Origin of the sequence: Streptomyces sp. NPDC018019 (assembly GCF_044327805.1) — a bacterium.
Taxonomy (GTDB): domain Bacteria; phylum Actinomycetota; class Actinomycetes; order Streptomycetales; family Streptomycetaceae; genus Streptomyces.
The window spans coordinates 55,343-79,353 of the sequence record NZ_JBIRGD010000013.1; the positions used below are offsets into that span (position 1 = coordinate 55,343).

Consider the following 24,011-nt stretch of genomic DNA (forward strand, 5'->3'; position numbering starts at 1 on the left):
CGTGCGTTCAGCGGTCTACGAGGCGCCGACCACGGCTCGCGGGCCATGGCGCGGGGCTACGGGTTGTCGTCGGCGAAATCGGCTTCGAACTCCTCGACCTCGTCCTGGCCGAGGTCGAGCAGGGGGAAGTCGGAGGCGGTGTGCCCGCCGGCGGCGGGGTCGGCGGTGTGGGCGGCCAGGCCGTCCAGCAGGTCCAGCCAGCGCCGGCCCAGCCGTTCGACGGCGCGGTCCGCCCACAGGCCGGCGGGTCCGGCGAGGGTGAGGGCCAGTTCCGGTCCGCCCGGGGTGTCCTGGACGTAGGCCCCCGCCTCCAGGGCGTGCGGGGCGGGTGTGCGCGGGTCGGCCGAGCTGCCGACCACCGAGGTACCGGCCGGCTGCCAGGCGTCCCCCGGCGCTCCGGTGCGGCCGGCCCCGGCGAACCTGCCCAGGTAATTGAACCCGATGTGGGCGGCCGGCAGGGTGTCCAACTCCGGTCCGGTCAGCGGGTTCAGGTGGCGCAGCAGCCCGTGGCCGAGGCCGTCGCCGGGTACCGCGCGGGCCTGCTCCTTGACCTTTTTCAGCAGGTCACCGGCGGCCGGCCGGCCTGCCGCCGCCTCGTCCAGGGCCACCCCGGACACGTCCAGGCGGACCGGGTGGACGCTGGTGAACCAGCCGACCGTCCGGGACAGGTCGGCCCCGCCCGCCGACTCGCGGCCGTGCCCCTCGATGTCCACGACGAGCGGGCCCGCCGGGTGTTCGGACGCCACCGCGCCCGCCAGCGTCGCCAGCAGTACTTCGTGGAGGCCGCAGTGGAACATCGCGGGGGCCTTGCCGACCAGGGTGGCCGCCGTCGCGCCGGGCAGCGCCCAGGTGTGCCGGACCATGTCGGCCAGGAGGTCCCGGTCCGGGTCCAGTTCCCGCCCGCCGAGCGGGGTGGTGGCATCGAACAGGGCGGCCCAGTGGGGCAGTTCGGCGATCCTGCGCTCCTCGGCCGCCTGGGCCGCGAGGGCACCGGCCCACTGCCGGAAGGAGACGCCGACGGGGTCCAGTTCCGGCGTGCGCCCCTCCACCGCCGCCTCGCAGGCGGCCCGCAGGTCCGGGAGCAGGATGCGCCAGGACACGCCGTCCACCACCAGGTGGTGCACCACCAGCGCCAGCCGTCCGGGGACGGTGGGCCCGGCGTCCAGCCAGACGGCCTGCACCAGCGTGCCCGTCGCGACATCCAGCCGCTCCGTCGCCTCCCGGGCGGCGCGCTCGGCGGCGTCGTCCAGGTCGCCGGCCGGTGTGTCCGTGGCGTCGATACGGGTGACCAGCGCGGCGGCGTCCACCGCGCCGCGCCCGGAGACCACCAGGCGCGGCCCGCCCGCCGCGTCCTCCACCCGGGCCCGCAGCATGTCGTGGGTGTCCAGGACGGCGGCCAGCCCGGTGGTGAGCACGTCCGGCCGCAGGCCCGCGGGCGTGGTGACGACCATCCACTGCGCGAAGCCGCCGCTCAGCGCGTACTCCCCGAGCGCCAGCATGCCCGGCGTCCAGGCCACCTCGCCCACGCCCGCGTCCGGCGCGGCGCGCACCTCGTCGGCGAGCCGGGCCACGGCGGCCAGCGCGCCCGGTGTCTCCTGCTCGAACACGTCCTGGGCGGTGAACAGCACCCCTTCGCGGCGGGCCCGGGACGCGAGCTGCATGGACATGATCGAGTCGCCGCCCCGTGCGAAGAACCCGTCCTCCGGGCCCACGTCGTCCACTCCCAGCAGTTCCGCGAAGAGCCTGCACAGGATGTCCTCGGCCGCCGTGCGCGGCGCGCGGCCGGCCGTCTTCCCGGCGAAGCCCGGGGCGGGCAGGGCCTGGCGGTCCATCTTGCCGTTGACCGTCACCGGCAGCTCCGGCAGGACCACGACGGCCGCGGGGACCATGTGGTCCGGCAGCACCTTGGCGACGTGTTCACGGATCCGGTCCGCGTCCGCGTCCGCCGCTGCGCCCGCGTCCCGCCCGTCCGGTACGACGTAGCCGACCAGCCGCCGCTCGCCGGGAAGGTCCTCGCGGGCGACGACGGCGGCCTGGGCCACCCCCGGCGCGGCGGCGAGCGCGGCCTCGATCTCGCCCGGTTCGATCCGGTAGCCACGAATCTTGACCTGTGCGTCGGCGCGCCCGGCGAAGACCAGTCCGCCGTCCTCGGTCCAGCGCGCCAGGTCGCCGGTGCGGTACATCCTCCCCCGGCCTTCGGCCGGGGGGACCCCCATGCCGGACGCGAAGGGAGAGGCGACGAACCGCTCGGCCGTCGGGCCGGGCCGGTCGAGGTATCCGCGCGCCAGGCCCGCCCCGGCGAGATACAGCTCACCGGTCACGCCCGGCGGTACGGGCTGGAGGAACGCGTCCAGCACGTACACCCGGCGATGGGGCAGCGGACGGCCGATGGGCAGCACGTCCGCCACGGCGTCGTCCGGGCGCAACCGGTGCCAGGTGGCGCACAGCGTGGCCTCGGTGGGCCCGTACAGATGCCGTACGGCGAGGTCGGGGCACGCCTCCCGGACGCGGGCGACGGATGCCGCCGGGACCACGTCGCCGCCGGTCAGCACCTCGCGCAGCCCCTGGAACGACTCCGGTGCCTCTTCGGCGGTCACCCGGAACGAACCGGCGGTCAGGTGCAGCGCCGTGACACCCGCCGCCACCGCCTCCCGCACCCGCTGCGCGTCCACCACACCGGGTCCGGCCACGACCACCCGGGCACCGCGGACCAGTGGCACCCACATCTCGAACAGGGAGGCGTCGAAGGCGTACGGCGCGTGCATCAGCACGGCGTCGTCCGGGCCGAGGGACCAGCCCTGATCACCCGCCAGCGCGGCGACGCTGCCGTGCGGCACGGCGACACCCTTCGGCGTGCCCGTCGAACCGGAGGTGTACATCACGTACGCCAAGTCCTCGGCGGATACGGGAACGTGCAGCGTCGAGGCCGGTGTCTCCAGCGCGTCCAGTTCCACCAGCGGGACGCCCGTATCCACCGGAACCGCCGCCCGCGTCACCGCACCGCACACCACCGCCGCCGGAGACGAGTCCGCCAGCATGAACGCGATCCGCTCCGCCGGATACCCCGCATCCACCGGAACGTACGCAGCCCCCGCCTTCCACACCCCCAACAACGCCACCACCAGATCAACAGACCGCTCCAACACCACCGCGACCCGATCACCACGCCCCACACCCAGACCACCCAAATACGCCGCCAGGCGGCCCGCCTCCACATCCAACTCGCCATAGGTCAGAAAACGCCGACCATCCGACACGGCCACCGCATCCGGCGCCGCAACCACCCGCCGCGCGAACAACTCCGGCACCGAGGCGGCCCCCACAGCCTCCCCGGCCGTCGCATTCCATCCCTCCACCACCAGACGCCGCTCGTCCCCGCCCAGCACACCGATCCGCCCCACCGGCGCCGACGGATCCGCCACCACCTGCTCCAGCACCCGCACCAGCCGGCCGGTCAGCGCGCGGGCCAGTTCGGGGGCGATCAGGTCGGGCCGGTAGGACACCTCCACTTCGAGGCGGTCGCCGGGGAGGATGCCCAGGGTCAGCGGGTAGTGGGTGGCCTGGCGCAGGGCCAGCGTGGTGAAGGAGAGCGTGCCGGCTCCGGCCGATTCGGCGGCCGGGCGGGGGTAGTTCTCGTACACCACCAGCGTGTCGAAGCACGCGCCCGGCCCGGCGTGCTTCTGGATCTCCGCGAGGCCCAGGTGCTGGTGCGGCAGCAGTGCGGACTGGCGTGCCTGGACGTCCTTGAGCAGTTCCAGCACGGGTTGTGCGGCGTCGAGGCGTACGCGTACCGGCACGGTGTTGATGAACAGGCCGACCATCGACTCGACGCCGGGCAGCTCCGGCGGGCGGCCGGCCACCGTCGTGCCGTAGACCACGTCTTCGCGTCCGGACAGGCGGGCCAGCAGCAGCGCCCAGGCGCCCTGTACGACGGTGTTGGCGGTCAGGCCGTACCGGCGGGCCAGCTCACCGATCGCGCGGGTGAGCCCGGCGGGCAGGGCCGCCTCGGTCCGGTCGGGCAGGGCCGGGGCGCGGGCCGGGTCCGCGGGGGCGACGAGCGTCGGCTCGCCGTCCCCGGCCAGCTCGGCGCGCCACGCGGCCCGTGCCGCGTCCTTGTCCTGCCGGGCCAGCCAGCCGAGGTAGTCGCGGTAGGAGGGGGAACGGCGCAGCACCGAGGCGTCGCCGCCCGCCGCGTACACCGTGGTCGCCTCGTCGAAGAGGACCGGCATCGACCAGCCGTCCACCAGGATGTGATGGGCCGTCAGCACCATGCAGTGCCGGTCCGGGCCGAGCCGGACGAGCAGCAGCCGCAGCAGCGGGGCCACCCCCAGGTCGAAGCGCTCCGCGCACTCGCGGGCGGCCAGCCGGGCGACCTCGGCGAGCGCGTCGGCCCCCGGCCGGTCCGACAGGTCGGCCTCCCGCCAGGGCAGGGCGGCTTCACGGGAGATGAGCTGGACCGCCTCGCCCGACCTGCGGCGGTGGAAGCTGGCGCGCAGCGCCGCGTGCCGGTCGAGCAGCGCCTGCCAGGACGCGCGCCAGCGGGCCGCGTCCAGCGGGCCGTCGATCGTCAGGGTGCGCTGGATGACGTAGACGTCGGGCCCCTGGCCGTCGAAGCCGGCGTGGAAGAGCATCCCTTCCTGCAACGGCGACAGCGGCCACACCTCGGCCAGCGCCGAGCCCTTGCCGGATGCCGCTCCCGCGGCCGGTGGTGAGGTCCTCACAGCGACAGTCCCCCTTCGAGCCGTGCTGCTATCGCTTCGAACTCCTCGACCTCGTCCTGACCTAGGTCCAGGAGCGGGAAGTCGGAGGGCGTGTGGCCGCCCGCCTCGGGCGCGGCCGTGTGGGCGGCCAGGCCGCCGAGCAGTTCCCGCCACAGACGGCCCAGCCGCGCCGCGGCATCGTCGTCGAGGACGCCGGCCGGACCGCCCACGGTGAGCGTCAGTTCGGGTCCCCGCGGTGTGTCGCGGACGACCGCGCCCGCCTCCAAGGCGTGCGGTACGGGCATGTCCGGGTCGTCCGATCCACCGAGCGCGGTGCTGCCCGCCGCCTCCCACGGCACGGCCGTGCCCGCGGGCGCGCCCGCGGGGAACCGGCCGAGGTAGTTGAAGCCGATCTGCGGCGCCGGGAGGGCGGCCAGTACGGGACCGGTCTCCGGGTTGAGGTGGCGCAGCAGCCCGTGGCCGAGGCCGTCGCCGGGCACCGCGCGGGCCTGCTCCTTGACGGCCTTGAGCAGCGCGCCGGCCGCGGGCCCGCCCGCCGGCACCTGGTCCAGGTCCACGCCGGACAGGTCGAGCCGTACGGGATGCACGCTGGTGAACCAGCCCACCGTCCGGGACAGGTCGGCTCCGGCGACCGGGTGCCGCCCGTGTCCCTCGACGTTCACCAGGACCCCGGCCGCCGTCTCCGGCCGCCACCGCGCGACCGCGCCCGCCAGCGCCGCCAGCAGCACTTCGTGGACGCCGCAGTGGAAGACCGCGGGGGTGCGGCCGGTCAGGACCGCCGTCTGCTCCGTCGGCACCTCCCACGTGTGGTGCCGCACGGTTGCCGAGGTGTCCGTCGCCGGGTCGAGGGCGCGGGTGCCGAGCACCGGGTCCGGGCCGTCCAGTACGGCGGTCCAGTACGGCAGTTCCGCGACCCGCTGCGGACGGCCGGCCTCGGCGGCGAGCAGTCCGGCCCACTGCCGGAAGGAGGTGCCCACGGGGTCGAGGTCCGCTTCGCGCCCGTCCGCCGCCGCCTCGCAGGCGGCCCGCAGGTCCGGCACCAGAATGCGCCAGGACACGCCGTCCACCGCGAGGTGGTGCACGGCCAGCGCCAGCCGGCCGGTCCGGTGCGGTCCGGCGTCCAGCCACACCGCCCGGACCAGGACGCCGGCGGCCGGGTCGAGCCGGGCCACCGCGTCCTCGGCGGCCCGTTCCGCGAGGCCGTCGAGACCGGTGTCCGGGGTCCGGACCGCGTCCACCCGGGTCACCAGGCGGTCGGCGTCCACCGCTCCCCGGCCGCCGACGGTCAGCACCGGCCCGCCCGGGCGCGGCACCAGCCGGGCCCGCAGCATGGCGTGGGTGTCCAGGACGGCGGCCAGCCCGGCGGCCAGGACGTCCCGGCCCAGTCCGGCCGGGGCGCCCAGGACCATCCACTGCGCGAACCGGCCGCCCGCGATCCGCTCGCCCAGCAGCCGCATCACCGGCGTCCACGGCACCTCGCCGGCCCCCGAACCGGCGCCCTCCGCCCGCGGCCCGGCCGCGGCCGGCTCCGCCACCTCGGCGAGCCGTTCCGGCGTCTGCTCGTCGAAGACCTGCCGGGAGGTCACCAGCAGCCCGGCCCGGCGGGCCCGCGACACCAGTTGCAGCGACATGATCGAGTCGCCGCCCAGCTCGAAGAAGCTGTCCTGCGCGCCGACCCGTTCCAGGCCCAGGAGTTCCGCGAACAGCGCGCACAGCACCGTCTCGGCGGGCGTACGCGGTGCCCGTCCGCCGGCCTGCCCGGCGAAGTCGGGCGCGGGCAGCGCCGCCCGGTCCAGCTTCCCGTTGGGCGTCATCGGCAGTTCGCCGAGGACCAGCACGGCCGCCGGGACCATGTGGTCCGGCAGCGTCGCGGCGACGTGCGCGCGGAGGGACCGTACGTCCGGGTCCGGCCCGGCGGGCACGACGTAGCCGACCAGCCGGCGCTCGCCGGGGCGGTCCTCGCGGACCACCACCGCCGCCTCCGACACCGCCGGGTGGGCGGCGAGCGCGGCCTCGATCTCGCCCGGCTCGACGCGGAAGCCGCGCACCTTGACCTGGGCGTCCGCCCGTCCGGCGAAGACCAGTTCGCCGTCGTCGGTCCACCGGGCCAGGTCCCCGGTCCGGTACATCCTCCCCCAGCCTTCGGCCGGGGGGACCCCCATGCCGGGCGCGAACGGGTTCGCGACGAACCGGGACGCGCTCAGCGCCGGGCGTCCCAGGTAGCCGCGCGCCAGGTTGACCCCGGCCACGTACAGTTCGCCCAGCACGCCCGGGGGCACCGGCCGGAGGAAGGCGTCCAGGACGTACGCCCGGGTGTTGGTGACCGGGCGGCCGATCGCCGGCGCGCTGTCGGCGCCGAGGGGCGCGGTCACCGTGGAGGTGACGGTCGCCTCCGTGACGCCGTACTCGTTGAACAGCTCCCGCCCGGCGGACCAGCGGCGGCGCACCTCGTCGGTCATCGGCTCGCCGCCGGTGACCAGCACCCGCAGCCGGGGCAGGTCGTCGGACGGCAGCTGCGGCAGGAACGCGGCGGGCAGCACCACGTGGGTGGCCTCCCGCTCGCGCAGCAGATCGGCCAGGTCCTCGCCGAAGGTCTGCTGTCCGGCCGGTGCCAGGACGAGCCGCGCGCCCGCGCACAGCACCGGCCAGATGTCCCCCATGGACACGTCGAAGCTGGGCGAGACGAGCTGGACCAGGCGGCTGTCGGTGCCGATGCGGTAGCGCGCGACGCGGTCCGCGACGAGGTTGCGCAGGCCGCGGTGGGCGACCAGGACGCCCTTGGGCACGCCGGTCGAGCCGGAGGTGTAGATGACGTACGCCGCGTTGTCCACGCCCAGCGGCGCGGCCCGTTCGGCGTCGGTCAGGGAGCCGCCCGCGCGGCGCGCCACGGCCCCGGCCACCGCCGGGTCGTCCAGGACGACCGGGCCGCCGCCCGCGCCGGCCGGTACCGCCGCGCGGGTCCGCGTGGTGCACAGCACCACCGCGGGCTCCGCGTCCCGCAGCACGAACGCCACCCGCTCCGCCGGGTAGTCGGGGTCCACCGGTACGTACACCCCGCCCGCCATCGCCACCGCCAGCACGGCGACGATCATCGTCACCGACCGTTCGACGACGACCGCCACCCGGCACTCCGGGCCCACGCCGTGCGCGACGAGGTGCCGGGCCAGCTGTCCCGCCTCGTGCTCCAGCCCGGCGTAGGTGAGCGCTCGCCGTGCGTCCTCGACGGCGACGGCGTCCGGCGTCCGCGCGGCCTGTTCCCGGAACAGCCCGGGCATGGTCGTGGCGGCCACCGGCGCGTCCGTGCGGTTGAAGTCGGCCACCACGGTGGTGTGTTCGTCCGGGCCCAGGACGCCGACCCGGCCCACCGGCACCGAGCAGTCCCGCATCAGCTGCTCGAAGACCCGCACCAGCCGCGCGACGAGCTTCTCGGCGAGACCGGCCGCGACCTGGCCGCGGCGGTACGCCACGTGGACGCGCAGCCGCTCGCCCGGGATGACGCCGAGGGTCAGCGGGTAGTGGGTGGCCTCGCGGGTGCCCAGGACGGCGAAGGCGAGCGCGTCCGGGGCGCCCGGCGCGGCGACCGCGCGGGGGTAGTTCTCGTGCACGACGAGCGTGTCGAAGACGGCGCCGGGCCCGGCGCCGCGCTGGATCTCCGGCAGGCCGAGGTGCTGGTGGGCGACGAGCGCGGACTGGCGTTCCTGGAGCTCGCGCAGCAGGCCGAGCACCGGCCGCGCGGCGTCCAGGCGCACCCGTACCGGCACCGTGTTGATCAGCAGGCCGACCATCGACTCCATGCCGGGCAGCTCCGGCGGCCGGCCCGCGACCGTGGCGCCGAACACCACGTCCGTACGGCCCGCCAGCCGGGCCAGCACCAGCGCCCAGGCGCCCTGCAGCAGCGTGTTGACCGTCAGGCCGTGGCGGCGTGCCAGCTCCGTCAGGCCCCGGGTGGTCGTCTCGGGGATGTCGGTGATGAGGTGGCCGGCGTCCACCGGGCCCCGGTCCACGGCCCCCGGGGCGACCAGCGTCGGCTCCTCGGTGCCGGCGAACTCGGCGCTCCAGGCGGCGCGCGCGGCGTCCTTGTCCTGGCGGGCGCGCCAGGCGAGGTAGTCCCGGTAGGAGGCGGCCGGGGCGAGGGCCGAGCCGTCGCCGCCCGCCGCGTAGACCTCGGCCAGTTCCGACAGCAGGACCGGCATCGACCAGCCGTCCATCAGGATGTGGTGGCTGATGACGATGAGCCGGTGGCGGTCCGCGCCGAGGCGGATCAGCAGCAGCCGCAGCAGCGGCGCCGCGGCCGTGTCGAAGCGGCGCTCCTGTTCCCGGGTGGCCAGTTCTTCGATGCCGGACAGCGCGTCGGCCGCCGGCAGGCCGGACAGGTCGATCTCCCGCCAGGGCAGCCGGACCTCGCGCGAGACGACCTGGACGGCCTCCCCCGACGCCCGCCGGTGGAAGCTCGCCCGCAGCGCGTCGTGCCGCACCAGCAGCGCCTCCCACGACGCGCGCAGCCGGCCGGCGTCCAGCGGCCCGGTCAGCTCCAGCATCCACTGGGTCTCGTAGACGTCCGGGCCCTCCTCGTCGAAGGAGGACTGGAACAGCAGCCCTTCCTGGAGGGACGACAGCGGCCAGATGTCGGCCGGCCGCGGCACGGCGGCCTCCAGCTCCGCGACACCGTCCTGGGTGAGGTCGAGCAGCGGGAAGTCGGACGGGGTGTGGCCGCCCGCGCCGGGCCGGGCGGCGTGCGCGGCCAGGCCGCCCAGCATCTCCACCCACCGGCGGCCGAGCCGCTGCGCCGCGGCGTCGGCCCGCCCGTCCCCGGCCCGGTGCCGCCAGGTGAGTGCGAGCGTCAGCGCGGGCCCGTCGGGGGTCGCGCCGATCACCGCTTCGGCCTCCAGGGCGTACGGCGACGGCTCACCGGGACCGGCCGCGCCGGCCGGGAGGAGCGAGCCGCCCTGTTCTGGCTGTCCCGCGCAGCTGAACGCGATCCGGGGCGCCGGGAGAGCGGCGAGCGCGGGGCCCGTCTCCGGGTTGAGGTGGCGCAGCAGGCCGTGGCCGAAGCCGTCGCCGGGGACGGAACGCACCTGCTCCTTCACGGATTTGAGCAGCGTGCCGGCCGCCGGGCCGCCCGCGAGGACGTCGCCCAGGGCGGTGCCGGTCAGGTCCAGCCGCACGGGGTGCACACCGGTGAACCGGCCCACCGTACGGGACAGGTCGAGCCCGTCCGGCCCGCCGCGGCGGCCATCCGTCTCGATGTCCAGCAGGACACCGGCCCGGCCGTCCTCGCGCCCGTACACGACCGCGGCGGCCAGCGCGGTCAGCAGCACGTCGCCGGCGGTGCAGTGGAACGCGGCGGGCGCCCGGCCGACCAGCACCGCCGCTTGCTGGGGCGGCACCGTCCAGGCCATCCGGCGTGCCGGTCCGGCGGGTTCCGCGTCCGCCTCCGCGCTCTCCGTGCCCGCGGGTGCGAAACCGTCCGGGAGGCTGTCGTGACCGGGCCCGCCGTTCCATATCGCGCGCCAGCCGTCCAGTTCGGCAACGCGGTGCGGCTGCGTCGCCTGGGCGGCCAGCAGGCCCGCCCACTGCCGGAAGGAGGTGCCCACCGGGCCGAGCACCGGCTGCCGGCCGTCCGCCACGGCCTCGCACGCCAACCGGAGGTCGGGGACGAGGATGCGCCAGGAAGCCGGGTCCGCCACCGCGTGGTGGACCGCGAGCACCAGGCGGCCGGGGTGCGCGGGGCCCGCGTCCAGCCACACCGCCCGGAGGTTCACCCCGGCCGACGGGTCGAGCCGGGCCGCCGCCGCGTGGGCCGCCCGTTCGACGGCCCGGTCGAGGTCCGCCGCTGCCGTGGCCTCCCGGGTGACCAGCGCCGCCGCGTCCACGGTGCCCCGCCCGGGCACGACCAGGCGCGGCCCGGTGTCCCCGGTGACGGTCCGCGCCCGCAGCACGGCATGGGTGTCCAGTACGGCCGCGACGGCGGACGGCAATGTGTCCGGCCGCAGGCCCGCCGGTGTCTCCAGCACCGCCCAGCGGGTGAACCGCCCGCCCCGCGCCGCCGGCAGCGGCGTCCAGGGCACCTCGCCGGTCTCCGTGTCCGCGTCCGGCCGTTCGTCCGCCGCGGGCGCCAGCCGTGCCAGCCGCTCCGGGGTCACCTCGTCGAAGACCTGCTCCGTGGTGAGCACCAGCCCGGCGCGGCGGGCCCGCGCGGCGAGCTGCACCGCCATGATCGAGTCGCCGCCCAGCTCGAAGAAGCTGTCCTCGGGCCCCACCTGTGCCAGGCCCAGCACCTGGGCGAAGAGTGTGCACAGGGTTTCCTCGGCGGCGCCGCGCGGCTCCCGCGCGGAGGCCCGCCCGGCGAAGTCGGGGGCGGGCAGCGCCTTGTGGTCCACCTTGCCGTTCACGGTCAGCGGCAGGCCGTCGAGCGGTACGAACGCCGACGGCACCATGTACTCCGGCAGCCGCCCGCCGACGAACTCGCGCAGCGCGGCGAGCAGCGCGCCGGTGTCCCGGCCCGCTCCGGCGCTGCCGCCGGACGCCCCGGTGAGCAGGGCCTCCGGGGCGCCGCCCGCGCCGGCCGGCTCCCGCCCGCCGGGTTCCTCGCGGAACGGCTGCCCGTCGCGCGCCGGGGGCTCGTCACGTACCGAGGGCTCGTCGCGAGCCGGTCCGGCGGCCGGCGGCCGGTCCCGCTCCGGCGCCTGCGCGACGACGTACGCCACCAGCCGGCGTTCGCCCGGCCGGTCCTCGCGGGCCACCACCACGGCCTCGCCGACCGCCGGGTGGGCCGCCAGCGCCGCCTCGATCTCGCCCGGTTCGATGCGGAAGCCGCGCACCTTGACCTGGGCGTCCGCCCGGCCGACGAAGACCAGCTCGCCGTCGTCGGTCCAGCGCACCATGTCGCCGGTGCGGTACATCCGTTCACCGGGCACGAAGGGGCTGGCCGTGAACCGCTCGGCGGTCAGCCCGGGGCGGGCGAGGTAGCCGCGGGCCAGGCCGGTGCCGGCGATGCACAGCTCGCCGGTCACGCCGGGCGGCACGGGCTGGAGGAACGCGTCCAGCACGTACACCTGCCGGTTGTCCAGCGGACGGCCGACCGGCAGCACGGACGGCACCGGGTCCCCCGGCCGCAGCCGGTGCCAGGTGGCGCACAGCGCGGCCTCGGTCGGCCCGTACATGTGCCGTACGGCCACCTCGGGGCACGCCTCCCGCACCCGCGCCACGGCCGCCGCCGGCACCACGTCCCCGCCGGTCAGCACCTCGCGCAGACCCGCGAAGCACTCCGGCGACTCCTCCGCCACCACCCGGAACGACCCCGCCGTCAGATGTACCGCCGTGACCCCCGCCGCCACGGCCGCACGGATCCGCGGCCCGTCCACCACGCCCTGCCCGTCCACCACCACGCGCGCGCCGGAGACCAGCGGCACCCACACCTCGAACAGCGACGCGTCGAAGGCGTGCGGCGCGTGCATCAGCACCGCGTCATCCGCGCCGACGGCCCAGTCCCGCTGCCCGACGAGCCCGGCGACGCTCCCGTGCGGCATCGACACGCCCTTGGGCACGCCGGTCGAGCCGGAGGTGTACATCACATACGCCAGGTCCTCCGGCCCGATGCGCACCGCCGGGCCCTGCGCCGGGCACCCGGCCACGGCCGCCCGGACCCGCGGATCGTCCAGCTCCACGAGCCGGCCGGGCGCGCCGGGCGGCACCGCGGACCGGGTGGCGCCGGTGCACAGCACGGCCGCCGGCGCGGAGTCGGCCAGCATGACCGCCACCCGCTCCACCGGGTACGCCGCGTCCACCGGCACGTACGCCGCGCCCGCCTTCCAGACGCCGAGCAGCGCCGCCAGCAGCCCGGCCGACCGTTCCATCAGCACGGCGACGCGGCTGCCGCGCGTCACCCCCAGACCACTCAGGTACGCGGCCAGGCGGCCCGCTTCCGCGTCCAGTTCGGCATAGGTGAGGGAGCGTTCGCCGCCGGAGACGGCGGTGGCGGCGGGCCGGCCCGCCGCCTGCCGGGCGAACAGCTCCGGTACCGACGTGCCCGGCTCCTCGGCGCCCGTGGCGTTCCAGCCCTCGACGACCAGCCCGTGTTCCGGCGCGCCCAGCACGCCGAACCGCCCCACGGGCGCCTCCGGCTCGGCCGCCGCCTGCTCCAGCAGCCGTACGAAGGCCCGCTGGCCCGCCCCGGCCCACTCCTGGTCGTACAGCGCGGGGTCGGCCTCCAGGACGACGCTCGTCCCGGCGTCGTCCGGCAGCTCGCGCACCACCACGGAGAACGCCTCGACGGGAGCGCCCGGCAGGTCGTGCAGCGTGCCCCGGGCCTCTCCGAAGCGCAGGCCCGTACCGCTCGACGGGACGGCCACGGACGGGCCGAAGTTCCGCCGGCCGCCCGTCCGGCCCAGCTCCGCGTGCAGGCGTTCGCCCCGGTAGCGCCGGTGCTCCAGCAGCCCGTCGATCTCGCGCCGCGCCGCCCGGGCCAGCTCCGCGAGGCTGTCGCCGGGCCCCGCGGGCAGCCGCAGCGGCAGCACGTTGGCCGTCGCGCAGGGCGTGCGCCGGGCCGCGGTGCCCGTACGGCCGTCGACCGGGAAGCTCAGCAGCGCCTCGGCCGCTCCGGTCGTCCGGCACACGAAGGTGGCGAGCGCCGCGACGACGAGCGCGCCCCGGCTGGTGCCCGTACGGTCCACGGCCGTCCGCAGCGCCGTCCGGCCCGCGTCCGACAGCCGGCCGGACGCGTGGGGGTGGTCGTCCCGGGAGGCCGACCGGTGCCCGGGCACGGTGGCCGGCTCGGGGCGGTCCGCGAAGTGCTCGTGCCAGTACCGGCGGTCGGCCGCCCAGCGCGGCGACTCCTGGTAGGCGCTCTCCTCCCCCCAGAGGTCCCGCAGCGGGGCGTGGCCCGGCGGGCGGTACGGCTCACCGCGCAGTATCGCGGTGTAGAGGCCGGCGACGCGGCGGGCCAGCAGTGTGCTCCCGAGGTGGTCCACCAGCAGCTGGTGGTGGCGCTGGTACCAGACGTACCGGTCGGGGGCCAGCTTGAGGAGCAGGTGCGCGGTCAGGTCCCCGTCGGCGGGGTCGGCCGGGTGGCGGCCGTCCGCGCGCATCAGCGCCTGGGCCGCTTCCCACGGTTCGCCCTCGGCGCTGAGGTCGACGACGCGCAGCGCGATGTCGTCCGCGGCCGGGCCGATCACCTGCGCGGGGACACCGCCGGCCTGCGTGAACCGCAGGCGCAGCGCCTCCGTCTCGGCGACGGCCTGCCGCAGCGCCCGCCGGAAGACGTCCGTGTCGAGCGGGCCCGGGACATCGGCGTACTGCCTGATGTCGTACCGCCGGGGCGGGTGCTCCGCGCGCTGGGCCAGCCACGTCCCCTCCTGGCAAGCGGTCAGGGGCGCAGTGAACTGTGCCTGGCCTTCCATGTCTCCCCCTTCGACGGGCAACCCGTTGCTCGCTGTGCCTGCCGCGCCACCGCCGCGGTGGTCCGCAGCGGTGGCGCGGTCTTCCCCGTGTCCACGGCCGCGGTGCGGCCGGAGGTCAGCGGCCTCCGGGCCCCTGACCGGTGGTGTGCCACACGCCGCCGCCCGGGGCGCCCCCGTCGTCGGGTCCGGACCCGTCGAAGAAGAGCATGTTCCCGGGCGCCGCCTGCGGCGCCGGCTCCGGCGGCTGCCGCCCGTCCGCGCCGGCGGGCGCGGCCGGTGCCGGTCCGCTGCCGTTGGCGCCCTGCCGGGCGAACTGCGTGTGGTACAGCTCCGCGTAGAGCCCGCCGGCCGCCAGCAGCTCGTCGTGCGTGCCCCGTTCGCGGATCCGGCCCTCGTCGAAGACCAGGATCTGGTCGGCCTCGCGGATGGTGGACAGCCGGTGGGCGATGACGACGGACGTCCGGCCGCGCAGCGCCGTCTTCAGGGCCCGCTGGATGGCCGCCTCGGACTCCGAGTCCAGGTGCGCGGTGGCCTCGTCCAGGACCACGATCGAGGGTGCCTTCAGCAACAGCCGGGCCAGCGCGAGGCGTTGCTTCTCACCGCCGGAGAGCCGGTAGCCGCGGTCGCCCGCCACCGTGTCCAGCCCGCTGGGCAGCCCGCTGATGGTGTCCCAGATCTGCGCGGCCCTGCACGCCTCGATCAGCTCCTCCTCGGTGGCGCCGGGGCGGGCATAGGTCAGGTTGTTGCGGATGGTGTCGTGGAAGAGGTGGGCGTCCTGGGACACCACGCCGACGGTCCGGCGCAGCGAGTCCAGGGTGACGTCGCGCAGGTCCAGCCCGGCGATGCGGACGCTGCCCGCCGTCGGATCGTACAGCCGCGACACCAGGTGGGTGGCGGTGGTCTTGCCCACGCCGGACGGGCCGACCAGGGCGGTCAGCTTGCCGGGCGGCACCGTGAAACTGACGTCGTGCAGCACCTCGGGCGGCTCCTTGGACCGCTCGTCGGCGGGCAGCGCGTTCGACTCCAGGGACGCCAGGGAGACCTCGCTCGCCCGCGGGTAGCGGAAGGACACCTGGTCGAAGGCGATCTCCGGGGCCGGGCCGCGGTCCGGCGCGGGCAGCTCGACGGCACCGTCCCGCTCGGTGATCAGCGGTTTGAGGTCGAGCAGTTCGAAGATCCGGTCGAAGCTGACCATCGCGGTGTGCGCGTCGCCCTGCACACTGGACAGCTGGGTGATCGGCCCGTACAGCCGGGCCAGCAGCGCGGCCAGCGCCACCAGCGTGCCGACCTGGAAGGTCCCGTTGATCACCAGGGCGCCGCCGAGGCCGTAGACCAGGGCGGTGACGACGGCGGCCAGCAGCGTCATGATGATGACCGTCAGCCGGCTGAGCACCGTCCAGGTGATGCCGACGCTCCGCACCTTGCCGGCGCGCTTCGCGAACAGGTCCGCCTCGTCGCGCGGACGGCCGAAGAGCTTGGAGAGCATCGCGCCCGCCACGTTGAAGCGCTCGCCGATGGTGGCACCCAACTCCGCGTTCATCTGCATCTGTTCACGGGAGTAACGGGTCAGCCGCCGGCCGATCAGCGCGCCGGGGATCATGAACACCGGCAGGACCAGCAGCGCGAACAGGCTGACCAGCCACGACAGGTAGAACATGCTGCCGAGCACCAGGACCACCGTGAACACACTGGACAGCGAGCCCAGCAGGGTGCCGAGCGCGTGCTGCGCGCCCACCACGTCCGTGTTGAGACGGCTCACCAGGGAGCCGGTCTGGGTCCGGGTGAAGAAGGCCAGCGGCTGGCGCTGTACGTGGGTGAACGCCTCGACCCGCAGGTCGTAGCTGACGCCCTGGCTGATCCGGCCCGCGTACCAGCTCTGGGCGAGCTGGAGCAGCGCGTCGAGGAGGGCGAGCCCCGCGACGACGAGGGAGATGACGGTCAGCGTCGTGGTGTCCTTCTGCAGGATGCCGACGTCGATGATCTCCTTCAGCAGCAGCGGGGTCGAGACGATGATGAGCGAATCGAGCAGCGTCAGGAACAGCAGCAGGGCCGATTCGCGGGAATGCGGTTTCGCGTACGACAGGATGCGGCGGAGCGTTCCCGGCCGGAGCCGCTGCGCAGCCGTGGAATTGCCCGGGTCGTCGTACGTCGCCAGCATGATGCCCGAGCCTTGACCGGCAAACATATCAGCGGAGACCTCCTGGGTCGGGATTCCTGATCATGCGGTCGACCGCATGCGAACGGCGGCACCCCGCGGGCGCCCATTCCGTATTTCGGCGGACTTTCACGAAGACTGGCCGGCCGCGTCGCGGTGGCCGTCTTTTTCTCTGATTCGATGCGCCGTTGCGACGATACCCATGTCGTCTTCCACCAGCCAGGCCGATCCGCCCGGGCGGCACACGGAATTGTCTCCCGCTCATGGCCGGTGTCCGGTCACAGGCCGGCCGCCCGGGGTTCGGACACCGGCGGTTACTCAGGAATTCCCGGGCCGCGGCATCGGTCCGCACCGGCACCGGTGCACCGGTGAATTCCTCGGTTTCGGCTGCCGGGCGGCCCGGCGGGCGGCGCTTTCACATCCGCTCGCCGGTACCGACCGTAGCGCGATGCGGCACCGCGACCGGCTGGACGGTCCGGAGTCCGTCCAACCGGTCGCATTCCTCACTTGGACACGGCCGGTGCCCGTCACACGGTTTCGACGACGTTCCGCTCGGCCCGCTGGGCGAAGTCCGCCCAGATATCCGCACACTCACGGGCCAGTTGGGCGATGATGCCGCTGCAGTGCGGGGGAATGTTTGCCATGATGTCGTCCCACTCCTCCGCACTGATCGTGTGAATGCTCAGCAGCCGCAGCAGCGTGCGCCCCGTCTCGCTGAACCGCAGGGCCGGGTCCACCTTGAGCCGGCGCACCACCACCGTGCGGTCCTGCACCGGCATTCGGGCCGATGCCGCCGCGGCGTCGCCGTCGCGGGGGCCGCTGTGCCCGGTGGGCTCCTGCTCCCGCGACGTACGCGCCGGCCGGCTGCGCCCCTTGAGCAGCGGTTCCTCGCCCCGGCGCAGCCGGTTGCGCACATCGCGCGCCGTCTCGGGCGAGATCCCGGACGCCCGGGCGATCTGCCGCAGCGACAGACCCGGGTTCTCGGCGATGAGGTTGCCGGCGAGCCGGCGGCCCTCGGCGCCGTTGAGCGGCCGGAAGCGGCCGTCCTGGCCGATCCTGCCGCGCCCCGCGGCAGCGGCGCCGGACACCCGCCGGCGGATCTCCGCGACGGTGCCCGGCGCGATGCCGGTGACCGAGGCGATCATCCGGTCCGACCACAACGGGTGGCTGCGGATGATGCGTTCGGCCGCGCTCTTGCGGTCCGCCATCGACAGCGGCAGACCGTGGGTGATGTTCGATTCGACGGCGAGGACGAAGGCGTCGGCCTCGTCCCCGTCGAAGAATCTCACCGCGATCTTGTCGTCACCGCGGCGCTGCGCTGCTCGTAATCGGTGCACCCCGTCGATCACCCGCATCGTCGCGCGGTGCGCGATGATGGGCGGCAGCGGCACCTGTGCCACCGCCAGCATCTCGATGTGTTCCAGATCTTCCCCGGATATGCGCGGAGAACCGGCCACCGACAGCGAATCGATCTCCACTTCGACGACCGTCTGCATATCCATGTGCGCCTGCCCAGGTTCCACTCCAGGCTCCTCGCGTTGTGATTCCCCCGTGCGCAAGCTCGCGCTGACGCACCCTAACGACTTACGGCAGGCCCGTGCATCGGCGATGTCCGCCGGAGAGAGACATCACCGGGCCGTTCAGGCGTAGAACCCACCCCCGCTTCTCTGCCTGCTACAACTCCCGGCGGGGGGAGAAGGTTCCCGCACCGCAGGAAACTCCCGACGCGAAGCGGAACACTTATGTAAACAAACCATCTTCCCCCATTCAGATACATACTCTAACAGCGCCTTTATCTACGGGGCACCCCTACCTGCTGCACCTGAACCTGCGATGTCGCATTCCGCGCGCGACCGGACCGGCGCCTTCCCCGCGGCTTTTCCCCCGCCCCGGAATTGCTTGCATGAGCCATGCGGTCATTCGCCGCCCGGCGGGCACGGGGCGCGCGCCGGCCGCCCGTCCCGTCCGCCGTCCGCCCGCACCCAGCCGCCGGCCTTCCGCTCCGCCGCCTTCGGCGCCGGTGCCGCGTACGACCAGCCGTGACGGCGCATCATCTTGCGCACGCCCTGGACCGTGTACGTGACGTGGAAGCGCCGCGCGATCACGGTCTGGATGCGCTCCAGCGTCCAGCGCCGGTCGGCCCAGCCGTGCGCCGCCGGGCCCCTGGCGAGTTCCGCCTCCAACTGCCGGAACTGGGCCGGGCTCAGCCGCGGCCGGGACGCCGGTCCCTTCGAGCCGAGCGCCCGCGCCCCGTCGCTCCGCCAGGACTTGCGCCACCGCTGCACCGACCGCACGCTCACCCGCAGTTCCCTGGCGATCACCGCGTTGGTCTCGCCCCGCGCGAACTGCTCGACCGCCTGCAGGCGCAGCCGTGCGCGGAACTCCCGCCGCTCGGCGGTCAGTCCGCCGCCCTGTGCGTATCGCATCTCTCCCACATACCGCAAGATTCGCATCGCGTCAGCGTCCGGCGACATCACCGGTTCAGTGCCGCTACCCCTATCGCGGACTGCCCGGCGCACCGGGGAACACCCGTCCCCCGGTGCACCATCCGTCCGCCCGTACGTGCGGAAAATGGCCTGTACCAAGCGTCCGGACGGTGGGGCGTGTGCGCTTTCGTGCGAGCGCCGCTCGGGGTACCCCTACCCACGGCGCACGCTCCGCCGGCAGCGGAGCCTCCGTACGCCCCGTCCGGCGCCCGGGCCGTGCCGGCGCGTCAGGAGACGATCTCCGCCGGGGTGCGCGGCGCCGGCTGCGTGAGCGTCCGGCCCATCAGCGGCGACAGGACGGTGGCCGTATTGGCGATCTCCCGCATGTCAGCGTCGAGCAGCGCCTGGTCGCCGTCGCACAGCGCCGTCTCCGGCGCCGGATGCACGTCGATCATGACGCCGTCCGCGCCCACCGCCAACGCCGCCCGCATCAGGGGCAGCACCAGCTCGCGCCGGCCGCCCGAGTGCGAAGGGTCCACGATGACCGGCAGGTGCGACAGCCGCTGGACCACCGGCACCGCGCTGATGTCCAGGGTGTTGCGGGTGCGCGTCTCGAAGGTGCGGATGCCGCGCTCGCACAGCACGATGTCCAGGTTGCCGCGCTGCGCGATGTACTCGGCGGCCATCAGCCACTCGTCGATGGTGGCGCCGAACCCGCGCTTGAGCAGCACCGGCCGGCCCGCCGAGCCCACCGCCTGCAGGAGCGCGAAGTTCTGCATGTTGCGGGTGCCGATCTGGAGCATGTCCGCGTAGGAGGCGACCAGTTCGACGCTGCCGGGGTCGATGACCTCGGTGACCACCGGCAGTCCGGTCTCCGCCCGCACGTCGGCGAGGATGCGCAGCCCGCTCTCGCCCAGCCCCTGGTAGGCGTACGGCGAGGTACGCGGCTTGAACGCGCCGCCGCGCAGCATCGACGCCCCGGCGGCCCGGGCCATCCGCGCCGCGGTGAGCGTCTGTTCCGGCGACTCGACCGCGCACGGGCCCGCGATGACGGACAGGGTGTCGGGCCCGATCGGCACGCCGCCGACCCGGACGACGGACCGGGCGGGGTGGTGCTCCCGGCTGACCAGCTTGTGCGGCACGGAGATCCGCACGACATCGAGGACCCCCTTGCGGCTGCGCAGGTTGAGCGCCTCGAACTCGTCCACGTCCCCGACGAGCCCGACGATCGTACGGGTCACCCCCCGGCTGACGAAGGCATCACCGCCCGCCGCGCGCACCAGGCCGACGACGGTGTCGACATCCTCCTGCGTGGCCCCTGGGGCCATCACCACCACCATGAGGGTTCCTCCCGTTGACTGGACCGGCACCGGCCGGCCGGATGTGGTTGCGGGAAACCGGCGCACGCCCGCACCGCCCGTGCGCCGGTTAATCCGCCGGGGTTCCTCGGGGCCGTACGGCCGCGCCGCGGCGCCCGTTCGCGCGGCCCCGCGGGCCCGGAACGCCTCCGGGCCCGGCCCGTGCGCGCACCCCCGCGCCCCTGCGCCGCGGCACTGCCGCATCACGGCAACTACGGCTGCTCGCAAGGGAGTTCGCGGAGTGTGGTATCGCCGTCAATCATTCCACAGGTCCGCACCGGACTGTCCAACCGCGCAACGCCCACCACGGCACCGCACCGGGCGAACGGGCCCGCACCGGCAGGGGCCGCACCGGCAGCGCCCGCCCCGCCCGGGCCCGCACCGGCAGGCACCCGGGCGAACGCCTGCCTCCGCTCCCGGCCGGGGCGGCACGCGCTAACCGGCACGCAGACAGTCACGCGCAGCACCGTCACCGCACCCCTCCAGCCCGGTCCCCTCCCCGGCCTCCGGGTCGAGCCGCGTCGCCAGGTCCGTACGGCGCTGCACACCCAGCTTCCGGTACGCCCGGGTCAGGTGCTGTTCCACGGTGCTGACCGTGATGAAGAGCGCCCCGGCTATCTGCCGGTTGGTGTACCCGCGCGCGGCGAGCGTCGCGACGCGCAGTTCCGCGCCGCTCAGCTCGGTGACCGGCCGGCCCGCACCGGACCGCTCGGGCGGACAGGCACTGGCCGAACCGACCGGCGACGCCTTGAGGACCGGCGCCTTGATGCCGCACTCCCGCATCAGCTGCTGCGCCTTGCGCGCCGCCACCCGGGCCCGGCCGTCCTCGTTCCGGTCCCAGTAGCTGTACGACAGTTCCGCCATCGCGTAGGCCGTCTCCAGCCGGTGCCCGCTGCGCTGGAGGATGTCCAGTGCCTCGGCGAGCAGGCGCGGGCGGTCGGCGCGCTCGGCCAGCGCCGCCAGCACCCGCAGCGCGACACCGCGCGTCCACGGCGGGTGCGGGCCGGAGCGGGTCAGCTCCTCCTCCAGCAGGGACCGGGCCCGGCGGTCGTCGCCCAGCGACACGTACACCTGCGCGGCGTCGGAACGCCACGGCACCAGCGCGGACAGGTCCAGGCGCCAGCGCGCCATCAGGTCCCCGCACCGGTGGAAGTCCTCCAGCGCGGCGTACGGCCGGCCGGCGGCGAAGTGGTAGTGGCCGCGCGCCCAGAGATACAGCAGCCCGCCGGGCGTCCGGAACGCCACGTCGGGCACGGGGATCTTCAGGTGGGCCGCGGCTTCGTCCAGCCGCCCCAGGGCGGCCTCCGCGTACAGCAGCGCGGCGACCGGGGCGGCGACCGCCGCCCCCCACCCTTCGGGCGGGACGACGGTGAGCGCGGTGTGCGCCGACTCCTCCGCCGCGGCCAGCTCGCCGAGTCTGATCTCGATGAACGCCTTGGCCGTGGCGAACAGCGACTGCCACATCGGCGCCCGGCACTCGCCTGCCTCCGCCAGCAGGATGTCGCACCACCGGGACGCCTCCCGCAGCCCGTCGGCGACGATGAGCGCCACCAGGGCGGCCAGCCCCGCCGCCGGGGTACGGTCCTCCGGCCGGGTCTCCTGGAGGATCCGTTCCGCACGGGCGACGGCGTCCTCGGTCGCGCCCTGGTCCAGCACGGAGGCCATCAGGGCGAAGGCGCGCCGCTGCGTGCCGTGCTCCGTCACCGCACCGGGAAGCCCCTCGCCGGCCCCCGCACGCCCGTACCACCCCGGGACCGCCGCGGTCCCGTACCGCGCCGCCAGCCCCGGATACCCGTAGGCGAACCAGAGCCGGGCCGACTCCAGCGTCCGCCGCTCCCCTGCCCCGCCGGGTCCGCCCACCTCGCCGGGCTCCTCCGTACCGCCGGACTCGTCCGCTCTCCACCCCACACACACCTCGGCCATGTCGCCTGCCTCCCCCTCCTCCACCGCCCGGAGAACCTCCAGCGCGTCGTCCGCCCTGCCGAACCACAGCAGGTGGCCGATCAGCGCTTTCATGTCCCGGGGCGTGAGGCACCCGGCCAGCGCGGCTTCGGTGAGCACCGGCAGATGCCGTACGGCGGTGGACGGATCGACCCGCCACCCGGCCCGCACCAGCGCGATCCGGACCCTGAGCACCTGCCGCTCGTCCGCGCAGCTGTCCCGGGCCACACGCAGGCAGTCCAGCGCCCGGCCCACTTCGTTGCGGGCCAGCGCCGCCTCGGCCGCCTCCAGCAGCGCGGGCAGCACCCACGGCGCGTCCACGTTCTCCGCGGCGACCAGATGGCGGGCCAGTACGGTCGCGGGCGCCCCGTGTTCGTACAGCACCTGGGCGACGCGGGCCTCCAGACGCGGCGAGCGCGGCGGCTCCACCCTGCGCAGTACCGCCGACCGCCCGGCCTCGTGGCGGAACCGGCCGGCGGCGAGCAGCCCCATGTCGTGCAGCGCCCGCAGGCTGCGCTCGCCCGCGGCGTGCGACACCCCGAGCAGATCGGCGGGCACGGCCTGGGCGGCCCGCGGCCCGAGCACCGCCAGCACCCACGCGGTACTGCGCGTGAGGGCGTCGCTGCGGCTCAGGCACAGCGCGACGGCCCGTTCGTACGCCTCACCGGGCACCAGCCCGGCACTCCCGCCCCGGTCCGCGTCCGCGTAGTCGTCCAGCAGCGCGCGCATCAGCAGCGGACTGCCGCCGCTCAGCCGGTGGAATTCCGCGACGGGCGGCGCCGAACGCCGCCCTTTCCGCCCGTCGGCCAGCATGGTGCCGATACCGTCCGGCGGCAGAGGACCGACGTGCAGCAAACGGCAGGCCGGCCGCCGCAGCAATTCCCGCCGCGTCCGGCTGTCCTCCCACTCCGCACCGCTGCTTTCCCCGAGAATCACCAGAATCCTGCTGACATCCAGCCGTCGCACCACGTGCAGCAGGCATTCCACGGAATAGGCATCGGCGTGCTGCACATCATCGACACACACCACGACCGGCCGTTTCCTGGCCCGGGCGAAGAGAATTCCACTCACCCGCGGAAAGACGTCCGCGACCACCTCCGCGGGAATGGCGCCGTCGGCACCCCGCACCGGCGCGCCGGCCGCGACCGGCGACGGCAGCGGCCACACCACCGGCTCCCCGTCCGCGCCCGCCGGCTCGGCGGACCGCAGCAACCGGCCCACCACCCGCAGCGGCACATCCTTCTCCGCCGCGGTCGCCGTGGCCTGCAACCACACCGCACCCGCCGGCGCGGCCCGCTCCCGGAACGCGCGCAACAGCGCCGTCTTCCCACCGCCCACCGCACCGCCGACCAGCACCGCACCGCCGCGCCCGGCCGCACAGGCGTCGAGCATGCCCTCCAGGACGGAGAGCTCCGTGTCCCGCGCCACCAACTTCATGAGCCGGCTTCACCCCCGTATCCGGACTCCGTTGTTCATCAGGACGGATATCCAGCCGCAACCGACCCTTCGGCTCCAACGGTCACAGAAAATGCACCCGGCCGTCCCTCCACGGCCCCGGAACAGTCATCCCCCGCGTCCGCACCCGGCGACGACCCGCCCCGCCCCAACACGTCCCTTATTCCACCAACATTACCCCGGCCAAGCCCCTCGACCAGCCCGACCTGGAAACTATTTCAGGAGCGCCCCGTTCCCCCGCACCGGCACTGCCCCAGCCCCTCATTCCTTTACCAAAACCCTGACTCCGGGTAACCAAATCCCCCGGCACACCTACACCATTCACCTCCCCGCCGAATCAAGATCCTCCTCTCGCCCCACCCGGCACACCCGCCGCTCGGCCCGCCAGAACCCACCGCAGCCTCCCCAAGCCGCCCGTGGCCGGTTCCTGCCGCTCTCCGCCACGATGCACCGGCCGGGAACCCGAGACACCTGTGGGCTCGCTCGCTACTGTCTTCCGCAGCGGGATGATCCGTACCGCGCATACGGGGCGTCAGGATGGGCGAGTGGACAGCCGG

Annotated in this window: 7 protein-coding genes; all 7 read right to left on the reverse strand. The window is 75.0% G+C overall.

The genetic code is table 11. The annotated features are described in order from the left end of the window. Positions 1-56: 56 nt before the first annotated feature. Positions 57-4,721: an amino acid adenylation domain-containing protein gene (locus ACH4FX_RS21825; protein WP_398481325.1), complete on the reverse strand. Its 4,665-nt coding sequence runs from the start codon at positions 4,719-4,721 to the stop codon at positions 57-59. Next, entirely contained in the window at positions 4,718-14,119 is a 9,402-nt protein-coding gene (locus ACH4FX_RS21830) for an amino acid adenylation domain-containing protein (protein ID WP_398481327.1), read from the reverse strand. Before ACH4FX_RS21830 ends, ACH4FX_RS21825 begins: the two co-directional genes overlap by 4 nt. Before the next feature lie 115 nt (positions 14,120-14,234). Continuing rightward, the gene (locus ACH4FX_RS21835) at positions 14,235-16,304 is read right to left on the reverse strand and encodes an ABC transporter ATP-binding protein (RefSeq protein WP_398481329.1); all 2,070 of its coding nucleotides are present in this window, start codon (positions 16,302-16,304) and stop codon (positions 14,235-14,237) included. A 497-nt stretch (positions 16,305-16,801) separates the two neighbouring features. Continuing rightward, complete coding sequence (locus ACH4FX_RS21840; RefSeq protein WP_398481331.1) at positions 16,802-17,797, reverse strand: ParB N-terminal domain-containing protein; 996 nt, start codon at positions 17,795-17,797, stop codon at positions 16,802-16,804. 393 nt (positions 17,798-18,190) lie between these two features. Then, the gene (locus tag ACH4FX_RS21845; RefSeq protein ID WP_398481640.1) at positions 18,191-18,700 is read right to left on the reverse strand and encodes a winged helix-turn-helix domain-containing protein; all 510 of its coding nucleotides are present in this window, start codon (positions 18,698-18,700) and stop codon (positions 18,191-18,193) included. Between the two features lie 287 nt (positions 18,701-18,987). Continuing rightward, positions 18,988-20,040 carry a 3-deoxy-7-phosphoheptulonate synthase gene (gene aroF / locus ACH4FX_RS21850; protein WP_398481332.1) on the reverse strand — a complete coding sequence of 351 codons (1,053 nt, stop codon included), beginning with the start codon at positions 20,038-20,040 and terminating at the stop codon, positions 18,988-18,990. 453 nt (positions 20,041-20,493) lie between these two features. After that, positions 20,494-23,436 (reverse strand): AAA family ATPase, encoded by a 2,943-nt coding sequence (locus tag ACH4FX_RS21855; RefSeq protein ID WP_398481333.1) that lies wholly within the window; start codon positions 23,434-23,436, stop codon positions 20,494-20,496. Positions 23,437-24,011: the final 575 nt, after the last annotated feature.